The sequence below is a fragment of the Brachybacterium timonense genome, assembly GCF_900258505.1.
GTDB classification, from domain to species: Bacteria; Actinomycetota; Actinomycetes; order Actinomycetales; family Dermabacteraceae; genus Brachybacterium; species Brachybacterium timonense.
Window position 1 is genome coordinate 2652015 of sequence record NZ_LT984895.1, and the last position, 21653, is coordinate 2673667.

A 21653-nucleotide genomic window follows, 5' to 3' on the forward strand; every position below is an offset into this window, starting at 1 on the left:
TGCAAGTCAGGGCTCACGCTGNGAAGTCCAGATCAACATCGGTGGACACCTCCATACCGCGGCCGATCCCCTCACCGACGACGCCCGCCACATCCTCCACGCCCTCCAGACCCCAGACGCCACGGGTCACTAAACCTGTGCAAGTCAGGGCTCACGCTGGCGAAGACCCCGAGCACGTTGACGGGCGGGCCGATCATGATGGTGTCTCCATCGCAGTCCACCGTGTACTCACCCGAAGCGGGGGCGGTGAACCCGTCGAACGACTCCCAGCTGCGGCCGTTCTTGTCGAAGCTGAAACTGCCATCCAGCTCAGGCTCGATGCCGGAGCCGTCCGGAGTGTCCACAGCGCACCGCGGCACCCGCGAGTCCTCTTCGTGGTAGGCAACGATCTGTTCGCCCTTTTCGGCGGTGAAGGCGCCCGTGCCGTAGATCAGCGTGACCTCGTTGAAGATCGATTCGCTCTTGACGAAACCGGTCACCGACATGGTCCCACCGATGCCGACAGCCAGCGCCAAGATGATCCCGTTACCGGAACCCTCGCGGAAAACACCGTGTCCGCTCAGCTGTCGAGTTCCGCAGCGCCGCGCCGTTCGGCCCGCTCGACGTCGTCCATCTTGGACTGGATCCAGGGGGCCAGGACGAACATGATGAGGGCGACCACGACGGTGACAACACCCAGGCCGTAGTAGTAAGTGCCGTCGCCCAGATCCTTGGTGAGGTTGATGACCACCGAGGTCAGGCCCATGCCCACCGCGGGCGCGAGGTACCACAGGGTCATGGTCTGGGAGGCGAAGTGCCGTGGGGCGAGCTTGGTGGTGACCGACAGACCCACCGGGTTCAGGAACAGCTCGGCCACGGTCTGGACGAGAAACACGGCAGCGAGGTACCAGAACGGTGCCCACGCGGATCCCGCGGTGCCGGTCCAGGTGGTGAAGCCGAAGCCCATCATCGCGGCAGACAGAGCGATAATCACCAGGGAGATCGCGAACTTGGTGGCGGTGTTGGGCCACTTTCCGATCCGCCGGGCGAATAGTGCACCGATGATCGGAGCCAGGATCAGCACGAACAGCGGGTTGAAGGACTGGTAGTGGGAGGCGCTCAGCTCGAACATCCCGAAGACGGAGCGGTCGGTGTGGTCAGCGGCGAAGGTTGCCATCTTCCCGGCGGCCTGCTCGAAGATGAGCACGAACAGCACGTTGCCGATCCACAGCGGGCCGAAGGCGGCCAGGTGGCTGCGCTCCTGAGCGGTGACCTTGGGGCTGCGCACCATGGTCAGGAAGTAGCCGGCGGCGGTGATCAGGGCGAACAGGAACAGCGACCAGGCGATCGCGTTGATCCAAGCGTCGTCGGCCGCGTCGCCGGCGAACACGACGTACCGGAAAATGCCGATCAGTGCAGCGGCGAGGGCGACGATACCCAGGCCGAGCAACCCCAGGCGCGCACCCTCACCCTTGGCCAGCGGGTTTGGGATCGTGTACGCGAACTCGCCGAGCTTCTTGCGGCCGTAGACGAAGGAGAACAGGGCCAGCGCCATGCCGACCGCGGCAGCGATGAAGGCGGTGTGGTAACCGAACGTGTCGGCGAGGATTCCAGTCAGCAGCGGCGCGACGAGGGAGCCGACGTTCACCGACATGTAGAAGTACTGGAAGCCCTGGTCACGGCGGGGATCGTCGGCGTCGTAGAGTCCGCCGACGACGGTGGCGAGGTTCGGTTTGATGAAGCCGGTGCCCACGGCGATCAGCACCAGGCCGATCCAGGAGGTGACCACGGCCGGGAGGGCGAGGATGACGTGTCCGGCCATGATGATCGAGCCGCCCACGAGGGTGGAGATCCAGGGGCCGAGGATCCGGTCGGCGAAGATGCCGCCAGGGATGGTCATGAGGAGGACGGCGGCGCCGTAGGCGGAGACGACGACCTGGCCGGTGGTGGTGGCGAGCCCCAGTCCGTCATTGGCGAGGGTGTCGGTGAGGAAGTAGAGGAGGATCGCCCTCATGCCGAACCAGGAGAAGCGCTCCCACATCTCCACCTGGAGCATCCAGGGCAGGCCGCCCGGGTGGCCGATGAAGGAGCGGTCCTCGATGGAGGGCCCGGTGCGCAGTTCCTTCGGGACGTACATGGAACGTTTCGCGTCGGAGGTGACCGTCGGTTCAGAGCCTAGAGCTTCAGCCTCCGGCGGGGTCATGCGAGACATCGGGGTTCCTTCCTGCGTGCGTCATCGGCTGCGGTGCCGAGGGCGTCGGTCCCCCTATCTCCTCACAGGCCGCACCGCGCTGTGGCGCGCGGACGTCCTCTCCGGCCACTAATTGCCCGGGATCTCATACAACAGCCCCAGCGGGACCCCAATGGTCCCGAACCAGCGCACCCCACGCCGAAGCATCGCCCGCCCCCGGACCTAGCGGTCGTCGGCGCCCCGTCACCACCTGTCGGCGTCCGTGCTACTGCTGCGAGCGATCGTTCTTTCGCTCGTCCGAAATCGCGAGCTGCGGCTTCCTTCAACGCTCCTTAAGCTCCTCGGGCATCGAGAAGGCGGCCAGCAGAGGCGGCGGGGAGACGTTCGGCAGGCCCGGCAGCACGCGGGCGAACAGCCAGCGGGAGAGGTGGCGGCGCATCGTCCTGCCCATACCGAGCGCGTCCTGCGGGAGGTCGGTCGACTGGATGAGCCGTCCGCGCCGCGTGTCCTGCCGGTGCGCCGGGGTCCCCTTGATGCGCGCCGACGCATAGGGCTCGCCGAGCCACAGCAGCCACAGGGGTCGCGGACTCAGGCCATGCCATCCGCCCTGCTGACGCAGCGTGCTCAGGGACTGCTCGCTCGCCTCTCTGCCGTACAGCGGGCGGTTCTTCTCGAAGGTGATGCCGCTGATCGGCTGTGCGTCGGCGCAGAACGCTCCGGTGGCGTCGGCGACCTCGGCGAGCAGACGTCGGGCGCGCGCCGGGTCGGCGGCGGCGTCGGTGGCACGCAGCGTGCACCGGGCGTGCCAGAAGCGGTGGGCGGTCACGCTGACCCCGACCTCGAGGCCGCTGGTGCCGACGATCTCGCGGACGATCCGCCGCACCTCTGCGACAGGGGGCTCGCCGCCGCCGGCCTCGAGCAGTCCGTACCAGGAGCAGTCGACGATGATCTCCGTCGCGCCCGGTTCGCCATCTCCCTCGGTCTCGTCGGCCTCCCCGGTGACGTCCTCGCCCAGGCCCTGCAGCGGCTCCTCGCGCCCGTCGGCATGCAGGAGCAGCCCTCCCTCGGGGTCGATGAGCACGCCGTCGTGATCCGCGGCCAGCGTTGCGGCAGCACGGATGATCCGGGTCAGCTCGTCGTCGGTGCCGGCCTCGACCTGGACCGTGGTCTCCACGAGAGCCTGGTCTGCACTGATCCCCTGCGCCGCGAGGTCCCAGGGTGCGGGCGCTGCCGCACCCCGAGTTCAGACGTCGTGCGGCGTCCCGATGTTGAGCGACCGGACGACGGGCGCTGGGTCGGCCGTGGCGCGACGCGTGCCCGCCCAGTCGACCACGTACTTCCCGTCCACGTTCTCGGTGGCGACCACCAGGATGATCTCCCCGGTCGCACCAGAGAAGAACGCGATGGGGTCGTCGATGGCGCTCTGCGACACCTGCGCGACGATGCCCGGAGTCGTCTCGGATGCCGCAGCGACCTTCGCGATAGCCGCCTTCTCGTCGGCGCCGTTCCGATCCCATCCTGAGTCCGAGGCGAGGGCCGCGCAGATCGTCGACTCCTTGTCGATGCGGAGCCCATCGATGAACTGCAGCGCGGCGGCCATCGGCGTCGACTCGCCCGACCCGCACCGCGCTTCGCTCGTGCCAGCGCAGCCCGTCAGCCCGACGGGGAGGAGTACGGCGGCTGTCGCGAGGAGCGCCGACGCGCGTCGCACGAACATGTGTTCGTCTCTCGGTGGTTTCGACGAACGCCAGATCGATGAGCGATTCATGTGAGATGAAACTGCCATTTGAAACCGCTTGCTCCTTCATTGTAGGACTTGCGAAATGCGCTAAACGGCTTGTCTCGAGTGCTCGACGAGTGATAAGTTAAAAGAGGAGTCGTCCCGGACCGGCCAGTGACTATCACCGAATGTACCCAAGTGGTAGTAGGGCGAACCTGCAGCACATTTCCGTTGTATAGTTGGGTGACATGGGACGCCGACTTTGATCGCCCGCTCCGCAAGGCGAATGTCCGGAATTTTCCTACATTAATCCACGGATGAGACTGATTTAATGAATTGTACCACCAGGCTCCGTCCGATTTCCATAATCCTGCGACGTCGGTCCAGCCGCCGGCGCGCATGCACTGCGAGACAAAATTTGTGCAATCGCCACCCACGCCCGAGAAGGTGCGGTAAGCCGTGTTGTAATTTTTCCAGTATTTCAGAGCATAGGCCGCTGCTTTCTTGCGGCCGTCAGAGCCCAGGGCGCGAGTCGCCATGATGCTGCCATCGGCCTCCTCGCGCGACATGTCATCAATGGTGAACTCGGGTACATTGAACTCCTCGGATGGTGCTGATTCGGCATCCAAGCGGGCAAGGTTATCGGTGAATGCGCCCTTCGTTATGTCAGCAACATAATCCCATGAACCAGGCTCCACTCGCAAAACCTTGGCGATGCTTCCATCCTCGGCGACGCGGATGAAGTAGTTAACGGACTCTGCCCAAACGTCCTGAGGGGACAGGATGCGTTCGACAAGATAGGTCAGCAACTGGAAGCGACCGCCATTAACCTCGGCGACATGCTGACACACAAATTTGACGCTTGTTCCCTGAATGGCTGCATCAAGTGTTTGGTCCAGATCTTGAGCAATTTGGGCATCGATCGAGAAAATGTCGGCCATCTCCTCCGATGCAATGTTGCTGAAAGCGACGCCGGAGGCACTAATCTGATGCGGAATACTGCGCATCGAATTTGCGAATCTGGCGCCGTCGGGTCGGTTGTGGAATATTTGCTCGTCCTGTGCGGAGACGAGTGACGTAAAGGCTGACGCTCGCTCCACGTCTGCACCGCTGGGGTCGATTAGAGGTGGCGCGCTCTTCCCGTTTCCCTCTTCCGGATTATCATTCTGATCCTCGGCGAGCGCGGCTGAGGGGTGGAGGATAGCGCTTACGGCCCCAGCTGCACATAACCCGGCCAAGATGTGTCGTCTACGAATCGAGTGGGGCATTTGGGCCTCCGAAAGAGTTGGAGATTTCAAAACTTAGGACATTAATGGGTCCAGCGAACATTAGGGTTCATGCGGAGAGGGTTAGGGTAGCTACGCTGCATTAATGCGAGTTTTCCTCCCCAAAGAGACCTGAAGGAGGTTTTTCGGCTAGTCTTTCGCGGAGCTGACCTGCTGATTCGGGACGCGTAAGGAAACTAGTGCAGAACAGTCCAAGCGGACGTTGAGGCGAACACTAGCTAAGATCACATCGGATGGCAAGGGGTGGATCTGGAGTGGTCGGCTGCTATCGGTCGATACCCGGGTAGGTGCTGGTTAGGTGTTGCGGGTCATGACGTTGTGGTCAGCGGGGTGTGGGGATGAAGGAACGGGTCCCTGACCGGCACGATTGGTGGCGCTGAAGCCGTCCATCTCGCAGGAGGAGACCCGTTCTATGACCCACCGTAATGCCCCGTTGACCGTGCTGGGAAGGCAGCGAGCTGCCGCGCAGGTGATCGAGCGGGGCCGGCCCATCGTGCATGTCGCTGCGGAGTTCCACATCGCCCGCTCGACCTTGTCGAAATGGGTCGGACGCTACCGCGCCAACGGCGAGGCCGGCTTGCAGGACCGCGCCAGCGCGCCAGCGAACCGCCCGACACGGCTCCCAGACTGGGTGGTCGAGCTGATCGAGCACTGGCGACGGACGAGGAAATGGGGCTCTTCAGAGTTGAGTGTGGGGTGAGGCGTCGAGGCCTCCGGTGATCAGGAGCATGCGGAGGCGGTAGTGCTCGACGTTGCGGAACCCGCGGGCGATGCGGCGGCCCAGTTCGATGATCCCGTTGATGGCCTCGGTACCGCCGTTGCTCGCGCCGTCGGTGTCGAAGTAGGCCAGAAACGCAGGCCGCCAGCGCCGCAAGGTCTTCCCGAGCCTGGCGATCTCCGGGATCGGGCAGGACGGCAGCTTCTCGATGAGCTGCTCGGCGAGGCGGCGTCCTGGACGGGCGTGGGCTGGTGGAACACGTCTCGGAGGTCCTGGGCGCAGTGGTAGGCGACCTCGACCGCAACATGATCGGGATGGGCGGCGAACGCGACGTCCAGGCGCGCTCGTTGGCGAGTGGTGAGACGTTCTCAGCCAGCGCGGAGGATATGACGGATGCCGTAGAGAGGGTCGCCCTTGCGGCCTCGGTGGCCGAGGGTCTCCTGCTGGATCCGGCGGCGGACGTCATCGACCGCCGCACCGGCGAGCCCCGCGATATGGAACGCGTCCAGCACGCAGGTGGCGTCCTCGAGCTGGTCATCGATCGCGTTCTTGTATCCCTGGAACGGGTCCAGCGTTGCGATCTCGACCCGCTTGCGGAACTCATCGTCGCGCTCGTCGAGCCAGTTGCGGTAGGCCTTGCCGGATCGGCCGGGGACGAGGTCAAGGAGCCTGGCAGTGGGGTGGAGCCCGCGAGTCAGATCGACCATCCCGATCAGCTCCTTCGGTCCGCGCCGACGCGGATCACGGTGATGGGGAGGCCCGGAGCGTATGTTCGTCCACGCCCAGGACCTGCACGTCCTCGAACCGGGAAGGGGCGTTCGCGGCCTCGATCAGGGCTGGCCGAACCTGGGACCAGAGCGTGTTCCACGTCGTGCCGAGCTGGCGGGCCAGGCCCTGGATCGTCGCCCCCTCGCGCCGGAGTTGGCCGATCGCCCAGCGGATCGCGCGCGTGCTCAGCAGGCCCCTCGGCGCGCAGACCCGGGGTCCTGCTCGACGAAGGTCCTCACCGCACAGACGCCCTCCAGACAGATCCAGCGACGCTTGCACCACCGAATCCGCACCGGACGACCCGCCCACAGAGCATCGATCACCTCGACCACCACCCGGCCATGACCGGTGGCGATGACCCCGCAGCCGGGGCATCCGGCCACTGGATCGCAGGACTCCACCTCGAGCACCAGCCCGGCCCGGACCTTCGAGACTGCCACCAGATGAAGGCCCGGGAAGTCCAGGAGAACGTCGCATCTCTCGCAGCGATCGAGCGCGTTGGGGCATGCGCAACCATGGTTGGGCACCGTCGAGGTCCCTGAGATCAGCGGGGATAGAAGTCCGCTCATCATCAAGGACCTCGACGTCTATCCCCAGCTACCCCGCATCACCGGCGCGCCCACACTCAACTCTGAAGAGCCACCAATGCAGGCGCAGACCGGCAGATGATCGACTTGCTGGTCAGGACTTCTTTCGGCCGACGAAGAACCAGATCAGTCCGATGAGGAACAGCAGCAGACCGAAGCCGCCACCGAAGACGGCGCTCAGGATGCCGCCAACGCCCGCGAGGATGCCGCCCACGCTCACCGGCGGTCCGACGGCGATGGTGTCCCCGGCGCAGTCGAACTGGTACTCGCCCGCGGTTTTTGCAGTGAAGGAGTCGAAGGACTCCCAGGTGCTGCCGTTGTAGGTGATGGAGTAGTTCACGGAGTTGCCCTCCCCCGCGGTACCGCCATCGGGAGGCAGCACCTGACAGGTGGGAACCTCTGCCCCCTCGGGACGGTAGACGACCACCAGCTCGTCGGCCTCAGCGGTGTAGCTGCCGGTGCCATCGACCGTGACCATGTCCTGTGCGGTGCTGCTGGCGCGCACGAGACCGAGCACACCCACGACTGCACCCGCCACAAAGGCGAGCACGGCGATCACGGCGCCGATGATCATGAGGATCTTCGGGCCGCCGCGTTTCCGGGGTGCCGGTGCGGCGGTGGATACGGGCTGGGATGCGCTGGGCGCGGTCATGGGGCCCCCTGGATACGGCTGACACGTTGCGCGCACAGCGTAACGGGCAGGGTCGTCATCCATCCGTCGACCCATGCAATCGCATCAGCGGGCCAGTTCGACCAAGCCGGACGAACGCATTGCCACCCCGCCGTGCGGGAGGATCAGCGGGACTCAAGGACCTCGGGCAGCGACCAAGCTGCCAGCAGAGGTGGCGGCAGGACGTTGGACGCATGGGGCAGCACAAGCGCGAACAGCCAGCGAGACAGGTGCCGACGCATCGGTTTCTTCGTGTGCAGCTCCTCCTGCGGCAGTGCTGTGGACTGCACGAGGCGCCCGCTTCCGGTCTGCTCGATATGGACCGGCTGGCCTTTGATGCGAACGTCCGCGTAGGGCTCCCCAAGCCATAGCAGCCACAGCGGGCGCGGGCTCAGGCCGTGCCACCCGCCGTCCTGGCGCAGCGTGCTCAGTGATTGGGCGGATGCTTCTGGCCCGTACCAGGACGTGGCCTTCTCGATCGTCACCCCGGTGAGGAGCTGCGCATGCGCGGCGAAGACGCGTATGGCGTCGGAGACGGTGCCGAGCAGACGTCGTCGGCGATGTCGCTAGCAGAGTGCTCCTCCCCCAGCTCCGTGAGGACGTGCTCCGTTCCATCAGCATGGATGAGGAGCCCATCTTCGGGGTCGATCAGCACACCGTTATGCTCGCGGGCGAGGTGGGCGGTGGCCCGGATGATCCGGTCGAACTCGTCATCCGTGCCCGTCTCGATCTGCACCGTGGTCTCCACGAGGGAAGCGTCGGTAGCGATACCGTGCGTACTCAGGTCCCAGGGCGAGGGCGCGGCGGGGCTGGGATCGCTGAATAGGGTGACGCAGTGCGGCACAGCACGACGACTCGGGGCATCGATAACCTCTGTCCCGCCAGGCAGACCAGCGCTGACGTTCGCCCCATCAACCCCGGTGATGGCGAGCCCGCCAACCTCCTCGAGCGCTCGGCTCTGGGCGGCACGGTCAATCGACCTCGGTGTGAGGATCGCCAGCTCGCTGCTCATGCGGGTGACGCTAGCAGTGCACGGTGGCGCCGAGGCACAGGCCGACGGGCTCCTCTGATACAGCGCCGAACGTTACGCAGACGAGACAGCAACCGTGCCCACACACCTCTCGCTAGTCGTAATATCGCCTGGTGAGCACCATAAAATCTGCTGAACCGCATCGGCACGTTGACACCCCGTTCCGTACCCGTGTGGGTGTCGCACCCGGCCCCGTCTTTGCCGCCCTTGGGCTGCTGTCGGCGCTCTATGTCGGTATCACCGGCACCGTGTGGGCGGTCACGGGCGAGTTCACGCGTCTGGGCGGTCATGTGGCGGAGGCCTTCGGCGGTGACGTGCAGTCGTGGAAATACTTCGCTGAGGTTGTGCCGCTCAAGGGCAGCCCGATTGACCGCACCGATGGCTGGATCGTCATCGCCATGCTGGCGGGCTCGGCGATCGCCGCGCTCATGGCGGGTGATTTCCGGTGGCGCGTGCCGCGTCTGCGCCGTCGTTTCGCGCAGGCCATCGTGGGCGGCATCGTGGCTGGGTTCGGAGCCCGTCTTGCTTTCGGTTGCAACCTTGCGGCCATGTTCACGGGTATCCCGCAGTTCTCGCTACACGCCTGGCTGTTCACGCTGATGACAGCTGTCGGCACGCTTGTGGGCGTCAAGCTCATTCAGATGCGCTGGTGGCGTGGGCCCACGCGTCTGATGCCGGGTGTCGCCCACCAGGTGACCGACGCGGCTGTGGAGGCGCGACGCCGACGCCGCCACCTCATCATCGCCCTGGTGATCCTCGCCGGGCTTGTTGCCGCTTCGGTGCTGTATGTCGCCACCGGTCGCGCGATGCTGGCTGTCGCGGTCGTGTTCGGCACCGCGTTCGGCGTGCTGATCCAGCGCGGTCAGATCTGTTTCACGGCCGCCTTCCGCGACCTGTGGATCACCGGTCGCACCAAGCTGGCCGACGCCCTTGTGCTCGGCCTGGCTGTCGCCACCGCCTCCACCTTCGTGGTGCTGCTGGTCACCGGGATGGAACCGCTGACGAAGCCCGCCGGCGTGGGCACCCTCATCGGCGGTTTCCTGTTCGGCATCGGCATCGTCATGGCGGGCGCCTGCGAGACCGGCATGATGTACCGCGCGATGGAGGGCCAGGTCGTGGCCTGGTTCGCTTTCGGCGGTAACGTGCTGGGCGCGACGATCCTCGCCTACGGCTGGGATCACTGGAACATTCACGCCACGCTCGTGGCTGACGCCCCGAAGATCAACCTGTTCACGCAGCTCGGGCCCTGGCCGGCGCTGGCGATCTCGCTGGGCCTGCTGGGAATCTGGTACCTCGCGATGGGGTCACGTCGCGGTGGACGCCGCGCTCGCCTCGAAGCTGCGTCCGCACCCGTGATGTTCGATGCGGCCGACGTCGACACCGAAAGGACCACCCGATGAACCAGCCCGATCCCTCCGCAGCCCACAGCACGACGCAGCAGGCGGCCACCCCTGGCGCAGCGACCGATGCTACTGATGCGACGCCCGCTGCCGGAACCGCCGAGTCGCTCCCGCTTATCGACTTCCAGGTCGATCTGCGTGGCGAGTCCTGCCCCTACCCGGTGATTCACACCCTCGAGGCCCTCGCCCAGATGCAGGAGGGGCAGACGGTCGAGATCGTCTCCGACTGCCCGCAGGCGTACCGCAACATCCCCGACGAGGCTGTGACCGTGGGCAGCCGCCTGCTCACCGAGCCGCTGCGCGACGGCGCCCAGATGTCGTTCTTCATCCAGAAGGGCCCGGACTTCGACCCGCGTGCTGCCGTGAAGAGCGCGAAGGCCGCACATAAGGCACGACGCAAGGCCGGAAACGCCTGAGTCCTGGCTGCCGACGAGGCTCGTCGGCTCGACTCAGTGCGAATGGCGAATGACAGGGGCAAGGACGCTTCGTGAGACCCGTTGGATATCGACGTCAAGGACACGTACTAACTTCCCTCCGAGATCAGCGTCCCTGACCTAAGGTGACACAAGGCACGGGATCGGTGCTTCGTTCATGCTCCGTTTCACCCGAGGAGGGTGGCACATGGCCACGGGTACGCCGGGCACTCGTCGGCTTCTGGCTCCCAGCCGCGATTTCCGTGGCCTCGCCACATGGGGAGCGAGCTCCATGACTGGCGAGCAGGGGCACCGCGGCGCTCCCACACCGAACCGCATCATCGATCATCTGGCCGCGACCATCCATCCGCAACCGCTGTACGCCACAGCGATCGGCGGTACCCACTCGACGCACAACCGCGTGCAAGTCGGGGTGGACAAGCCGAGGGTCACCTTCCATGGCGGCGTCTCGAGCGGAAAACGGACACGCTGCTCCGTTGGCCACCCGATGACTCCGTGGGGCTGGTTCCGGTGTCCGGGCACGATTAACGGCGTCAGCGGGGTGCTGAAAGCCGACGGGAAACACTTCTACTGGGAGCCGAAGAACGGGGCACCGACGAAGAACGGCACCTTCGTGTCCGCCCACCAGCGCATTATCGCGGACAAGCGCCACCTGGTCTGGTCTGGGAAGAACAACATCTCCTCGCGTGGCGGGCAGACCGTCATCGATGACGTCAGGGCGATCGTGAACACGCTGGGCGGAGCGAAACGCGTCATTGTGCTCGGGCAGTGGATCACCCCGCGTGACGACTCCACGAAGAAGAAGGCCACGAAGAAGGTGAACGACGCGCAACGCGCCCAGTTCGCACACAACTTTCTGGACGTGCAGGAGCTGCTGACGACATCCTGGGGACTTGGCTCACCGCCGGTGGTGCCCTTCGGTATCCGCCCCGTCGCGCGGACATCCGCGGTGCCCGCCAAGCTCGTGGCACCCGACGGCATCCACCTCAACGGCTGGGGGAATCGCGTGGTGACCTGGGCACTGATCGCCCGTATGCAGGAGCTGAGATGGCTGTGACACCCCCTATCGAGCGTCGGAACGCGCTGCGTGGGGCTGCGGTGGGCGCGACATTCCTGGGCGGACTGGCCTTCGCACCACCCCGACCAGCGTCCGCCACGACGTTCCGCGACATCTCGCGCTCACCTTTTCGCTCAGAGATCGAGTGGATGGCATCGCACGGCATTGCCCGCGGCTGGTCCGACGGCACGTTCCGGCCGCTCGAGCCGATCAAACGCGATGCGATGGCGGCCTTCATTCACCGCTTCGCGGGTGCCCCGGCACTGCCGGGATACCGGCGTGTTTTCACCGATGTGAGCACTCGCGACGTTTTTTGGCCCGAGATCGAGTGGATGAACGCGCAGAACATCGGCTGGGGCTGGGTCGACGGCACATTCCGGCCCTATCACGCGATCCAGCGCGACGCGATGGCTGCGTTCCTCCACCGGCTTCTGGATCAGCGACTGCGCCAACACGGTATGCGGATCGACGTCAACTCGGTACCGCTGTTCCGCGACGTGCCCCGCAACCACGTGTTTGCGCGCGAAATACGGTGGATGCGCGCCGCGGGAATCGCCACCGGCTGGAGCGACGGCACGTACCGGCCTCGGTTCCACGTCAACCGCGAAGGCATGGCAGCATTCCTGCACCGTGCTGCACAGCTCGCGGATCAGGTGCGCTGACCACTCGGAACTGTCGTCGGTTCGTACGGCTCGCTCCTTTCACCCTTCCGGCCACGGTCCGATAGGGCGTAAGAACCCTGTCAGGTCGCACATTGCGAAGAGTGACCACGTGGCATACGAGGAGTAAGCCCCCGAAACTCGCCGCGGTCCTCACCGTCTCTCCACCAACCAGCACCGGCCTGTCCGCCATCGGGTCAGGCACTCCGATGGGAGGCGCGGGATGCCGCTCTGGCGTTCGACGTTCTCCAGGAAGCGGAGGTACTGCAGTTGAAAACGACGCTCGGCCCAAGGCTCGACTCGTCTGTCAGACCCCCTCATCACAATGGCAATCGACGTAGTTGATCCAGAGAGGAGCCGCAAGATGCTTGAGCAGTCCGTCCCGTTCCACCCCGAGGGTCACCCGTTCGCCGGCTATCCCTTCTTCATCGAGGACGACATCGACAAGGAAAGCTGGGACGCACTGACTCAGGATGACCAGACCCGCTTCCTCCGCGCTGTGCCGTACATCCAGGAGAAGTACCCCGACGAGAAGCTCTCCGTCGGCATGATCGGCACGATCCTCGCCGTCGGCGGCTGATCGCCATGCAGACGAGCGTAGCGTGCCGACACATCCGTTACTGTCAGCGCTCGCTGAGCGCAGAACATACAGCCGCGTTGCTGTCAGCGTTGCTGTCAAACGGCGTTCTGACCACTCGTCCAGAACCGACAAACCGGCTCTGACCTGGGTGGGCCCCGTGGGGATCGAACCCACGACCCGCGGATTAAAAGTCCGCTGCTCTGCCAACTGAGCTAGAGGCCCGTGCCCCGATGGGGCCATGCAAGTCTAGCTGAATCCAGGCGGTCGTCGGGTACACGAATCGCTTCCCTGACGGCCACTTCCCCTTCTGTTTCCTCCCGCTGTTGAGTGCTTTGGATCCGCACAGGGAAGCGGCCCCCACCCGGAGGTGGGGGCCGCGCCCTGTCTACCGGTTTTCACCGGTCATGGGAGGTCAGCCCTCATGCTTGCCCTTGCGGCGGCGGGTCACCAGCGCAATACCAGCGGCCAGCAGAGCCGCGGCTGCGGTACCGATACCGGCGGCCTCGGTGCCTGTCCGGGCCAGCGGACCGCGCGACGGGGCGGGATCAGCCGGGGCCGGATCGGCAGGATCAGCCGGAGCCGGATCAGCCGGAGCCGGATCGGCAGGATCAGCCGGTGCCGGATCAGCCGGCGCCTCGGGCTCGACGATCTTCACGACCGCGGTGTCGATGACCTTGCCCTCGGGGTCCTTCACCGTCACAACAATCTCGTCACCCGGTTTAGCCTCGGGGGACGGGGTCACGACGATCGAGCCGTCATCCTGCAGGTCGGCCTTGCCGGGTCCCTCAGTCTCCACGGTGGAGCCCTCAGGAACGTCGCCGCCCGTGTTCGGGATAGTGACGTCCTTACCCGGGGTCGTGGTCGTGTCCTCCCAGTCGGGCTTCTCCGCCGGGGTATCGGTGTCGCTACCCTCGGTGAGCTCGACACTGATGACGTCGATGATGTTCCCCTCGGGGTCCTTCACATCGACACGAATCACGTCACCAGGCTTCGCACCCTCACCCGGAGTGACCGTAATGACACCGGTCTCCGGATCGATGGTCGCCGTACCCGGCCCCTCGGTCTCCACAGTGGAGCCCTCAGGCACCTCGCCACCCTCATTCGGGATCTCGACCGGGGTGTCCACCGGAGTGGTGGTGTTGCTCCAGTCGGGCTTCTCCGCCGGGGTATCGGTGTCGCTACCCTCGGTGAGCTCGACACTGATGACGTCGATGATGCTCCCCTCGGGGTCCTTCACATCGACACGAATCACGTCACCAGGCTTCGCACCCTCACCCGGAGTGACCGTAATGACACCGGTCTCCGGATCGATGGTCGCCGTACCCGGGCCCTCGGTCTCCACAGTGGAGCCCTCAGGCACCTCGCCACCCTCATTCGGGATCTCGACCGGGGTGTCCACCGGAGTGGTGGTGTTGCTCCAGTCGGGCTTCTCCGCCTGCGGCTCCTCGATGGTCACGGTCACCTTGTCGATGACGTTGCCCTCGGGGTCGGTGACGGTCACGACGATCGTGTCGCCAGGCTTGGCGCCCTCACCCGGAGTGACCGTAATGACACCGGTCTCCGGATCGATGGTCGCCGTACCCGGCCCCTCGGTCTCCACAGTGGAGCCCTCAGGCACGTCACCGCCGGTGTTAGGCAGCTCGACGGGCGTGTCGGCTGGCGTGGTCGTGTCGTGCCAGTCGGCCGGTGTCTTCGGATCGGTGACCACGATCTGGAATTCCTCGGTGACGGTCTCGCCATCGGGATTGGTAACCGTGACAACCACGTCGTACGCACCCGGGGTGGTAGGCGTGCCGTCGATGGTGCCGGACTCCGGATCGTAGGTCACGCCCTCGGGCAGACCGTCGACGGTGACATCACCGTTCTCGGCGTCGACCTGGACCGGCGCGATCGGGTCACCGACCACGACGGTCTGGTCGTCGATCGGGCCGACAGTCGGGTCCGGCTGCGTCACGGTCACCGGGACGTCGACGGTATCCGCGGAGCCGTCGGGGTAGGTCACCTCGACCGGGACGTTGATGACGTCACCGGGCTTCGCGTCCTCGGGGATCGTCACCGTGATGGAGCCGTCCTCGTGGATCACGGTGCCCTCGGGAGCACCGTCGCCGGGCTTGAAGGTCGTGCCCTCGGGTGCCGGATCAGACTCGCGCTCCGTGGTCGTCGGGTCATCGAACGTCGGGGCAGGCACCTTGACGTCCGTGCCCGGATCACCGTGGCCGCCGGTGTACACCGGGTCGTTCTCGTCGGTGATGGGCTTGGACGGCTCCTCCGGCTCTTCGTCCGCCGGCGGGTTGTTCGGATCCGTCTTGTCGTCGGTCGCATCCGGATCCGGCACGGTCTTGCCGTCCTCGTCGACGATGGTGTTGGTCTCCTCGCCGTCGGTGACGCCGTCACCATCGGTATCGGGGTTCAGGGGATCAGTGGGATCGCCCTTGCCGTCACCATCGTTGTCGAAGTCGTTGTGGTCACCACCGTTGACCTCGTCACCATCGTTGACGCCGTCACCATCGGTGTCCGGGTTCTTCGGATCAGTACCGTGATCCTTCTCCTCACCGTCGGTCAGACCATCACCATCGGTATCCGGGTTATTCGGATCCGTGCCGTCCTTGATCTCGTCGCCATCGTTGATGCCGTCGCCATCAGAGTCAGGATTCGTCGGATCGGTCGGATCAGGCTTCCCATCACCGTCCCAGTCCTCATTCGTAGACCCATCGACCTCGTCACCATCGTTGACGCCGTCACCATCGGTGTCCGGGTTGTTCGGATCGGTGCCGATCTCCTTCTCCTCGTCGTCGGTCAAGCCGTCGCCATCGGAGTCAGTCGGGATTCCGGGCTCAATCGGAGTGGCCGGGATGGAGCCGGGGTTCTTCGGATCCGAACCCTTCTCCTCCTCGACCGCGTCATCGATGCCGTCACCGTCATCGTCGTTATCAGTCTCATCCGGGGTGCCGTCGCTGTCAGTGTCCAGCAGGAACACAGCGGTGACCTTGTCGTCGGCAGCGGTGCTGCCATCGGGGTAGTTGGCGATCACGGGGATCTCGAGACGCTCAACGTCGGCACCGTTCGGGCCCATCGGAGCCACGGTCACGGAGATCTTGCCGGTGGCAGGGTCGATCTCGACAGTGTAGCCATCGGGAGCGGTCCAGGTCGGGTCGATCTCGAAGACGGTGCCTTCTGGATAGTCGTCGCCGCTGTTGGTCGGGGTGACACTGGTGGTCTTGCCAGCAGGGGCGATGGTCTCGGCATAGGCCGGGACCGGATCGATGACCTTGCGCAGGTTCACGAACATGTTCGCCGTGTTACCTGTGACCTCAACGGTTGCGCCGTCGGACAGTGCCTGACCGGCGTAGGTGCGGGTGTCGATGACGTAACCCTCGAGCGCATCCTCGCCCTGGACGTCCACCGTGTACGTGCCGGCGGGAACATCGGCGAGACCGAAGTTCTGCACCACCGGGTATCCGGAAGTACCGCGCCAGGTGGAGGCGTCACCGGAGGTGAACTTCTCGCCGGTCTCGGTGTTCGTCAGGGTGACGACCACCTTCTCCAGGCCCGGGATGACCTCGGTCAGCTCCGCGCCGCCGTCGGTGTTGTCGCCGTTGGATTCGACGATGGTGCCGTCCACGCGCACACCATGGGTGATCCGCTGGGTGTTACCGGCGGGGGCGTTCGGATCGTCGGCCTCGCCGTCGCCGTCCTCATCCGGATCCGGGAGAGCGCCATCGCCGTCGTCATCAGCAACGACGATGACCTTTGCGATCAGCGTCTCGGTCGAGCCATCCTCGTAGGAGACTGTGACCGGGACGTCAATCTCGTCACCGGGCTGCGCATCCTCGGACACGGGGACGACCAGTGAACCGTCCTCGTTCACAGTGACGCCGTCGGGAGTGTCGGGCGACTTGGAGAACGTGGTTCCCGCCGGAGTGTCGACCTGCTTCCCGGTCTCATCGGTGAAGGTCGGCGGTGCAACCTCGGCATTGGTTCCGGGAAGCGCCTCGGTGGGCTCGTAGGCACCGACGGGCGCGACCTTGACGATCATCGAGTCAGCAGACGTGACGTTGCCACCGGAGACGAGCTGAACGGTCAGGACGTCACCGTCTTTGACGAGGCCCGCATCGAAAAGCGCCTGAACATCGAGAGGCTGCACGTCCTTGAGCGAGGAGATCTCGTAGGTGATCGGGTTGCCGTTCGCATCATTGAGCGGCTTTCCGTTCACGAGCCAGGCGACCTCGTTGTTGAACGGCGGCAGGTACGAGCCGGTCAGCGAGACCTCAGCGGCAGGCTTCGTCGGCTTCCACGGCGATTCAAAAATGTCGTAGTTGGTGATGTCGATAGCAACGTCAGAACGAGGCACGACGGCGAAGTTGACGTTGTACCACATGGGACGGACAACGAGGTTCTGAGCTGGCGCCGTCTGCGGAGTCAGGGATACCTCGTTGTTCGGGCTCTGGAAGAGCTGCGCGGTGTATCCGGAGTAAGCGCTCTGGATCTCACCGTTCGGATCCATGACGAAACCGTAGATGTAGTTGTCGTTCGCGATGGCGCCGTCGGGGAAACGGAGGGTGTACTTGCCATCCTGATCGGTACGGCCGACCACCGTGGCGGAGATGTACTCCGGATGCTGCTCGAGGAGGTCACGCGTGGCAGCAACCTGCTCATCCTCTGGCAGATTGCGCACCTGCTGGTTGACAGCCTGCACACCCTCGGCTGTGAGCGCGGAGAAGACGACCTGGTAGTCAACCGCCTGCGGATCGTTGGCGTTGTCATTCGGGCCAGTGGCGCTGTTTGCGCGGTCACCGGCTCCTGTCTCCAACCAGACCTTACCGCTGATCGTGTTCGAGGCGCTGGTGTCGACGGCGGGGGACTTCAACGGCCCCTTGTCATCGACAATCCACTCCGACTGGGGACGGGTCATGTAGTCCTCGGCGTGTGAGCCAAGGAACAGAGCCGTCTTTTGCATATTGGTGCCGATCAGCGGGAACTGCCCCAGGTTGCTGCCGGTCACAGAATTCACGAAGCTGCCGGGGAAGAAACCGCCCGACTGCCGCAGAGGCTCTACCGTGGCACCGGTCTGCGGATCGACGAAGGGGTCGATCCAGAGGCGGTAGTACTGACCGTCGACTGCCCGGTACGTATGGACCGTGCCGTTCACATCGGTGAACCCCTCGCGCAGGTCGAAGGCATACTCTCCGGCCTTGGCGCCATCACCGTTAACATCCACACTGTCGTGGGTAACCGTCGAGTAGACCGGAGACACGGCACCGTCGGTGTCCATCCACTGCATGTACACAGTCGTCCCGGCAGGCACGCCGCGGTTAGCGTTAGAGAAGGTCGCGGTGGTGCCACCCGAGAGGATGTACGCGGCGCCACTCAGCGTGTTCTTGGCGTTGGTCGCATCCGTGGCACTGCCGATGTAGCCGTTCGCAACAGCATCAGCTTCGATCGGCGCATCAGCAGCCTGCGCTGCCGGCGTATCGAAGCTCATCACGGAAGCTCCGCCGAGAACAGCAGCGGCAAGAGCACCGCTGGCGAGGACGGCACTTCCCTTCTTCCAGAATCGACGTGACGGGCGAGCCCCCTTGTGGAGCCCGCCTCTCGCGGTAGTGGACATGTTTTCTCCTTGTGGGGAACGGACAATGGGGAAGCCGTAAGTACGGATGCCCAACGAAAGACATCAGGGCGAACATACCTCACCCCCCGAGCCGCCAGACGGCCGTTCAGTCGCACTGTGAGCTGGACCATGAGGCGCTCAGACGACTCCCAGGGTACTTTCACACAAAAGTCAACCATCTCCTCTGGTCACCGACGGGTAACCATCCCGGGGTGGCCGATGGTCACAGTTCGGAAACATTTTCTGGGCGGGCCCGAGGAAGCCACTAACCACCGGCGATCCACGACGCATCGGATCCTCATTGCAGGTCCCACGACGCGGTCCGACAGATCTAGAGCACCGGCGGTGAACCACTGTCTCGGTGCGGTGGGTCCTACCGTGCAGCCAGCGAAGAGGGAACACAGTGGCGGGCTTCACGCCCGCGCGCTCGGTGGCACAACACCATCCATTATCCGCTCGGTCCACAACAGACGCAGGCGCTCTTGTCTCGCCCATGCTCACCTCTGAAGAGCCCATGACACCTAGACTCGTCGCCATGCCTGCTCCCCTCACCCTCGCCCACGGTGTCGAGGCAGAGCTCACCGAACGCAAGTCACGCTTCATCACGCGATTGCATCCGATCGCGAGCACGCGGGAGGCCGACGAACTCATTCGCTCCGCCCGTTCTGAGCATCCCGACGCCCGCCATCACTGCACAGCGCTCGTGCTCTCCCCCACCCAGGACACCGGTCCCGTGCACCGTTCCAACGACGATGGCGAACCCTCTGGTACCGCGGGTATGCCCATGCTGCAGGCGATGCTCCACGCCAACCTCACCGAGGCCCTCGCCATCGTCATCCGCTACTTCGGCGGCGTGAAACTGGGCGCCGGCGGCCTCGCCCGCACGTACGGTCGCGCGGTCACCGAGGCCATCGCACACGCCGCAACAGCGGGAGCGCTTCGTCGCCGGGTAACCTTGGAGCGCTCCCGGGTCCGCATTGCGTTTGATCAGCTCGGCCCGGTGGAGAATCAGCTGCGCCTGTGGGCCGACGTCGGCGCCCTGCGTCACGTGCTCGAGACCAGCTATTCCGGATCTCACGCCGAGATGCGGATCGCCCACCCTTCCAAGGACGGCGAGGAGCTCGCCGCGCAGGTGGCTACCGCATCGAGCGGTCGAGCGGACCTCGAGCCGGACGGATCGGTCACGGTCGAGATCGACGCTGAGAGCCCACGCGGCACCTGAGGCCGCACCGCTTCTACCGCACCACCTCATCGGAACATCCGCGGACAACGGCCCACCGGAACATTCGAGCACAGCACAACGCCCCCGGATCCGAGATTCGGGGGCGTTGCGGCGCGGGACATACCCGCGAGCTCAGTGCTGATGCATCACCAGTGCACGCGCACAGCGCTTCAGTCGCGCTTGGCCAGGAAGCCGTACACCACCATCACGATGAGCGCACCAATGACGGCGAGCAGGATGGTGCCGATGCTCCAGGGGTTGTTCATGATGCCTGAGACACCGTCACCACCGAACAAGCCGCCGATGAAACCACCGACGATGGCGCCGACGACGCCGAGGATGATGGTCAGGCCCAAGCTCATGCCCTGCTTACCCGGCATGATGGCGCGGGCGATGAGGCCAATAATCGCGCCGATGATGATCCAGGAAATGATGGCCCAGAGGATTCCCATATGGCGTCTCCTTCACTCATGGATGAGGGCGCGAGCACATCACGCCCTCATCACGACAGACTGTCACACGAGTATTCGATCGGGTCGCTAGGCCGTTTTCAAGTCGTCAACCATCTGGTCCGGGCGGTTGCATGCACGACCCCGTTGTGCTGCGAGCCCGGCTTCACACTGCAGCCACCTCGCGTCATCGAATCACAGGAGGGTCACACCCCCTCAGGGCAGAATGATTCTCAGAAGTCCCAGTCGTCGTCCTCGGTATCCACGGCCTTGCCCATCACGTAGCTGGAGCCCGAGCCGGAGAAGAAGTCGTGGTTCTCGTCGGCGTTCGGCGACAGCGACGCGAGGATCGCCGGGTTCACCTCGGTGCTCTCACCCGGGAACAGGCCCTCGTATCCGAGGTTCATCAGCGCCTTGTTGGCGTTGTACCGCAGGAAGGTCTTGACCTCCTCGGTCCAGCCCACCGGGTCGTACAGATCCTCGGTGTACTCCTCCTCGTTGTCGTACAGCTCCATGAGCAGCGAGAAGGTGTAGTCCTTCAGCTCCTGCTGACGCTCCGGCGAGGCCTTCTCCATGGCCTTCTGGAACTTGTAGCCGATGTAGTAGCCGTGCACGGCCTCGTCGCGGATGATCAGGCGGATGATGTCTGCCGTGTTCGTGAGCTCGCCGTGGCTGGAGTAGTGCATCGGCAGGTAGAAGCCGGAGTAGAACAGGAAGGACTCCAGCAGCGTGGAGGCCACCTTCCGCTTCTCCGGGTCATCACCCTGGTAGTAGCTCATGATGATCTTCGCCTTCTTCTGCAGCGGCTCATTGAACTCGCTCCAGCGGAAGGCTTCGTCGATCTGCTTCGTGCTGCACAGCGTCGAGAAGATCTGGCTGTAAGACTTCGCGTGCACGGACTCCATGAACGCGATGTTGGTGTACACCGCCTCCTCATGCGGCGTGACCGCATCGGGGATCATCGCGACAGCGCCGACGGTGCCCTGCACGGTGTCCAGCAGAGTCAGACCGGTGAACACGCGCATGGTGAGAGTCTGCTCAAGCTCGCTCAGACGGCTCCAGGACTGAATGTCGTTGGACAGCGGCACCTTCTCCGGCAGCCAGAAGTTGCCGGTCAGCCGGTCCCAGACCTCCTGGTCCTTCGGGTCGGGGATGCGGTTCCAGTTGATGGCCTGGACAGTCGTCTTCAGGTGGTCGTTCACGCCTGCCTCGCTGGGGACTCGGGGGTGGATCGGTGCGGCCCAGTGTAGGCATCACCTCTGACGAACTCCCGAAGGCAATCGCGTGATTACAGG

17 protein-coding genes, 1 tRNA gene and 2 pseudogenes are annotated in these 21653 nt (G+C 64.8%); 7 read left to right on the forward strand and 13 right to left on the reverse strand.

The genetic code is table 11. From position 1 onward, the window contains the following. Positions 1-71: 71 nt before the first annotated feature. The 5 genes from C8271_RS11790 to C8271_RS11810 form a co-directional block, all read right to left on the reverse strand. Positions 72-479 carry a hypothetical protein gene (locus C8271_RS11790; RefSeq protein ID WP_138774571.1) on the reverse strand — a complete coding sequence of 136 codons (408 nt, stop codon included), beginning with the start codon at positions 477-479 and terminating at the stop codon, positions 72-74. Positions 480-559: 80 nt separating this feature from the next. Next, the gene (locus C8271_RS11795; protein WP_170957882.1) at positions 560-2191 is read right to left on the reverse strand and encodes a peptide MFS transporter; all 1632 of its coding nucleotides are present in this window, start codon (positions 2189-2191) and stop codon (positions 560-562) included. Positions 2192-2492: 301 nt separating this feature from the next. Further along, a complete protein-coding gene (locus C8271_RS11800; protein WP_106507456.1) occupies positions 2493-3344 on the reverse strand; it encodes a hypothetical protein in 852 nt (283 codons plus the stop codon). Between the two features lie 69 nt (positions 3345-3413). After that, positions 3414-3770 carry a hypothetical protein gene (locus C8271_RS11805; protein ID WP_170957883.1) on the reverse strand — a complete coding sequence of 119 codons (357 nt, stop codon included), beginning with the start codon at positions 3768-3770 and terminating at the stop codon, positions 3414-3416. A gap of 164 nt (positions 3771-3934) precedes the next feature. Further along, the gene (locus C8271_RS11810) at positions 3935-4831 is read right to left on the reverse strand and encodes an amidase domain-containing protein (RefSeq protein ID WP_170957884.1); all 897 of its coding nucleotides are present in this window, start codon (positions 4829-4831) and stop codon (positions 3935-3937) included. A 757-nt stretch (positions 4832-5588) separates the two neighbouring features. On the opposite strand from C8271_RS11810, the pseudogene C8271_RS11815 reads away from it, so the two are divergent. Further along, positions 5589-5867 (forward strand): annotated as a pseudogene (locus C8271_RS11815) (helix-turn-helix domain-containing protein); the annotation flags it as partial. On the opposite strand, the pseudogene C8271_RS14525 reads toward C8271_RS11815, so the two are convergent. The 4 genes and pseudogenes from C8271_RS14525 to C8271_RS11845 all read right to left on the reverse strand — a co-directional run bounded on the left by C8271_RS14525 (position 5856) and on the right by C8271_RS11845 (position 8931). Further along, positions 5856-7189 (reverse strand): annotated as a pseudogene (locus tag C8271_RS14525) (ISL3 family transposase). The pseudogenes C8271_RS11815 and C8271_RS14525 sit on opposite strands and share 12 nt — an antisense overlap. A 154-nt stretch (positions 7190-7343) precedes the next feature. Then, positions 7344-7901, reverse strand: a complete 558-nt coding sequence (locus C8271_RS11835) for a hypothetical protein (protein ID WP_106507461.1) — start codon at positions 7899-7901, stop codon at positions 7344-7346. Between the two features lie 143 nt (positions 7902-8044). Then, positions 8045-8404 carry a hypothetical protein gene (locus C8271_RS11840; protein WP_106507462.1) on the reverse strand — a complete coding sequence of 120 codons (360 nt, stop codon included), beginning with the start codon at positions 8402-8404 and terminating at the stop codon, positions 8045-8047. After that, positions 8401-8931, reverse strand: a complete 531-nt coding sequence (locus tag C8271_RS11845; protein WP_106507463.1) for a hypothetical protein — start codon at positions 8929-8931, stop codon at positions 8401-8403. Before C8271_RS11845 ends, C8271_RS11840 begins: the two co-directional genes overlap by 4 nt. Before the next feature lie 131 nt (positions 8932-9062). On the opposite strand from C8271_RS11845, the gene yedE reads away from it, so the two are divergent. The 5 genes from yedE to C8271_RS11870 all read left to right on the forward strand — a co-directional run bounded on the left by yedE (position 9063) and on the right by C8271_RS11870 (position 13079). Continuing rightward, complete coding sequence (gene yedE / locus C8271_RS11850) at positions 9063-10349, forward strand: selenium metabolism membrane protein YedE/FdhT (RefSeq protein WP_170957885.1); 1287 nt, start codon at positions 9063-9065, stop codon at positions 10347-10349. Beyond that, on the forward strand, positions 10346-10765 hold the full coding sequence (gene yedF / locus C8271_RS11855) for a sulfurtransferase-like selenium metabolism protein YedF (RefSeq protein WP_106507465.1): 420 nt from the start codon (positions 10346-10348) through the stop codon (positions 10763-10765). Before yedE ends, yedF begins: the two co-directional genes overlap by 4 nt. A 205-nt stretch (positions 10766-10970) precedes the next feature. Continuing rightward, positions 10971-11840, forward strand: a complete 870-nt coding sequence (locus tag C8271_RS11860; protein ID WP_106507466.1) for an SGNH/GDSL hydrolase family protein — start codon at positions 10971-10973, stop codon at positions 11838-11840. Then, entirely contained in the window at positions 11831-12502 is a 672-nt protein-coding gene (locus tag C8271_RS11865; RefSeq protein WP_106507467.1) for an S-layer homology domain-containing protein, read from the forward strand. Before C8271_RS11860 ends, C8271_RS11865 begins: the two co-directional genes overlap by 10 nt. A 361-nt stretch (positions 12503-12863) precedes the next feature. Next, positions 12864-13079, forward strand: coding sequence for a hypothetical protein (locus tag C8271_RS11870; RefSeq protein ID WP_106507468.1), 216 nt, complete (start codon positions 12864-12866; stop codon positions 13077-13079). Positions 13080-13228: 149 nt separating this feature from the next. Here C8271_RS11870 and C8271_RS11875 read toward each other — a convergent pair. Together C8271_RS11875 and C8271_RS11880 are read right to left on the reverse strand one after the other, a co-directional pair. Continuing rightward, positions 13229-13301: transfer RNA gene (locus C8271_RS11875), tRNA-Lys, on the reverse strand. 190 nt (positions 13302-13491) lie between these two features. After that, positions 13492-18687 (reverse strand): Rib/alpha-like domain-containing protein, encoded by a 5196-nt coding sequence (locus C8271_RS11880; RefSeq protein ID WP_106507469.1) that lies wholly within the window; start codon positions 18685-18687, stop codon positions 13492-13494. 535 nt (positions 18688-19222) lie between these two features. On the opposite strand from C8271_RS11880, the gene C8271_RS11885 reads away from it, so the two are divergent. Continuing rightward, positions 19223-19909 (forward strand): IMPACT family protein, encoded by a 687-nt coding sequence (locus C8271_RS11885; RefSeq protein WP_106507470.1) that lies wholly within the window; start codon positions 19223-19225, stop codon positions 19907-19909. A gap of 170 nt (positions 19910-20079) precedes the next feature. Here the strand turns inward: C8271_RS11885 and C8271_RS11890 are convergent, their stop codons facing one another. Together C8271_RS11890 and nrdF are read right to left on the reverse strand one after the other, a co-directional pair. Next, a complete protein-coding gene (locus C8271_RS11890) occupies positions 20080-20361 on the reverse strand; it encodes a GlsB/YeaQ/YmgE family stress response membrane protein (protein WP_106507471.1) in 282 nt (93 codons plus the stop codon). Positions 20362-20591: 230 nt separating this feature from the next. After that, positions 20592-21560 carry a class 1b ribonucleoside-diphosphate reductase subunit beta gene (gene nrdF, locus C8271_RS11895; RefSeq protein ID WP_106507472.1) on the reverse strand — a complete coding sequence of 323 codons (969 nt, stop codon included), beginning with the start codon at positions 21558-21560 and terminating at the stop codon, positions 20592-20594. Positions 21561-21653 lie beyond the last annotated feature (93 nt).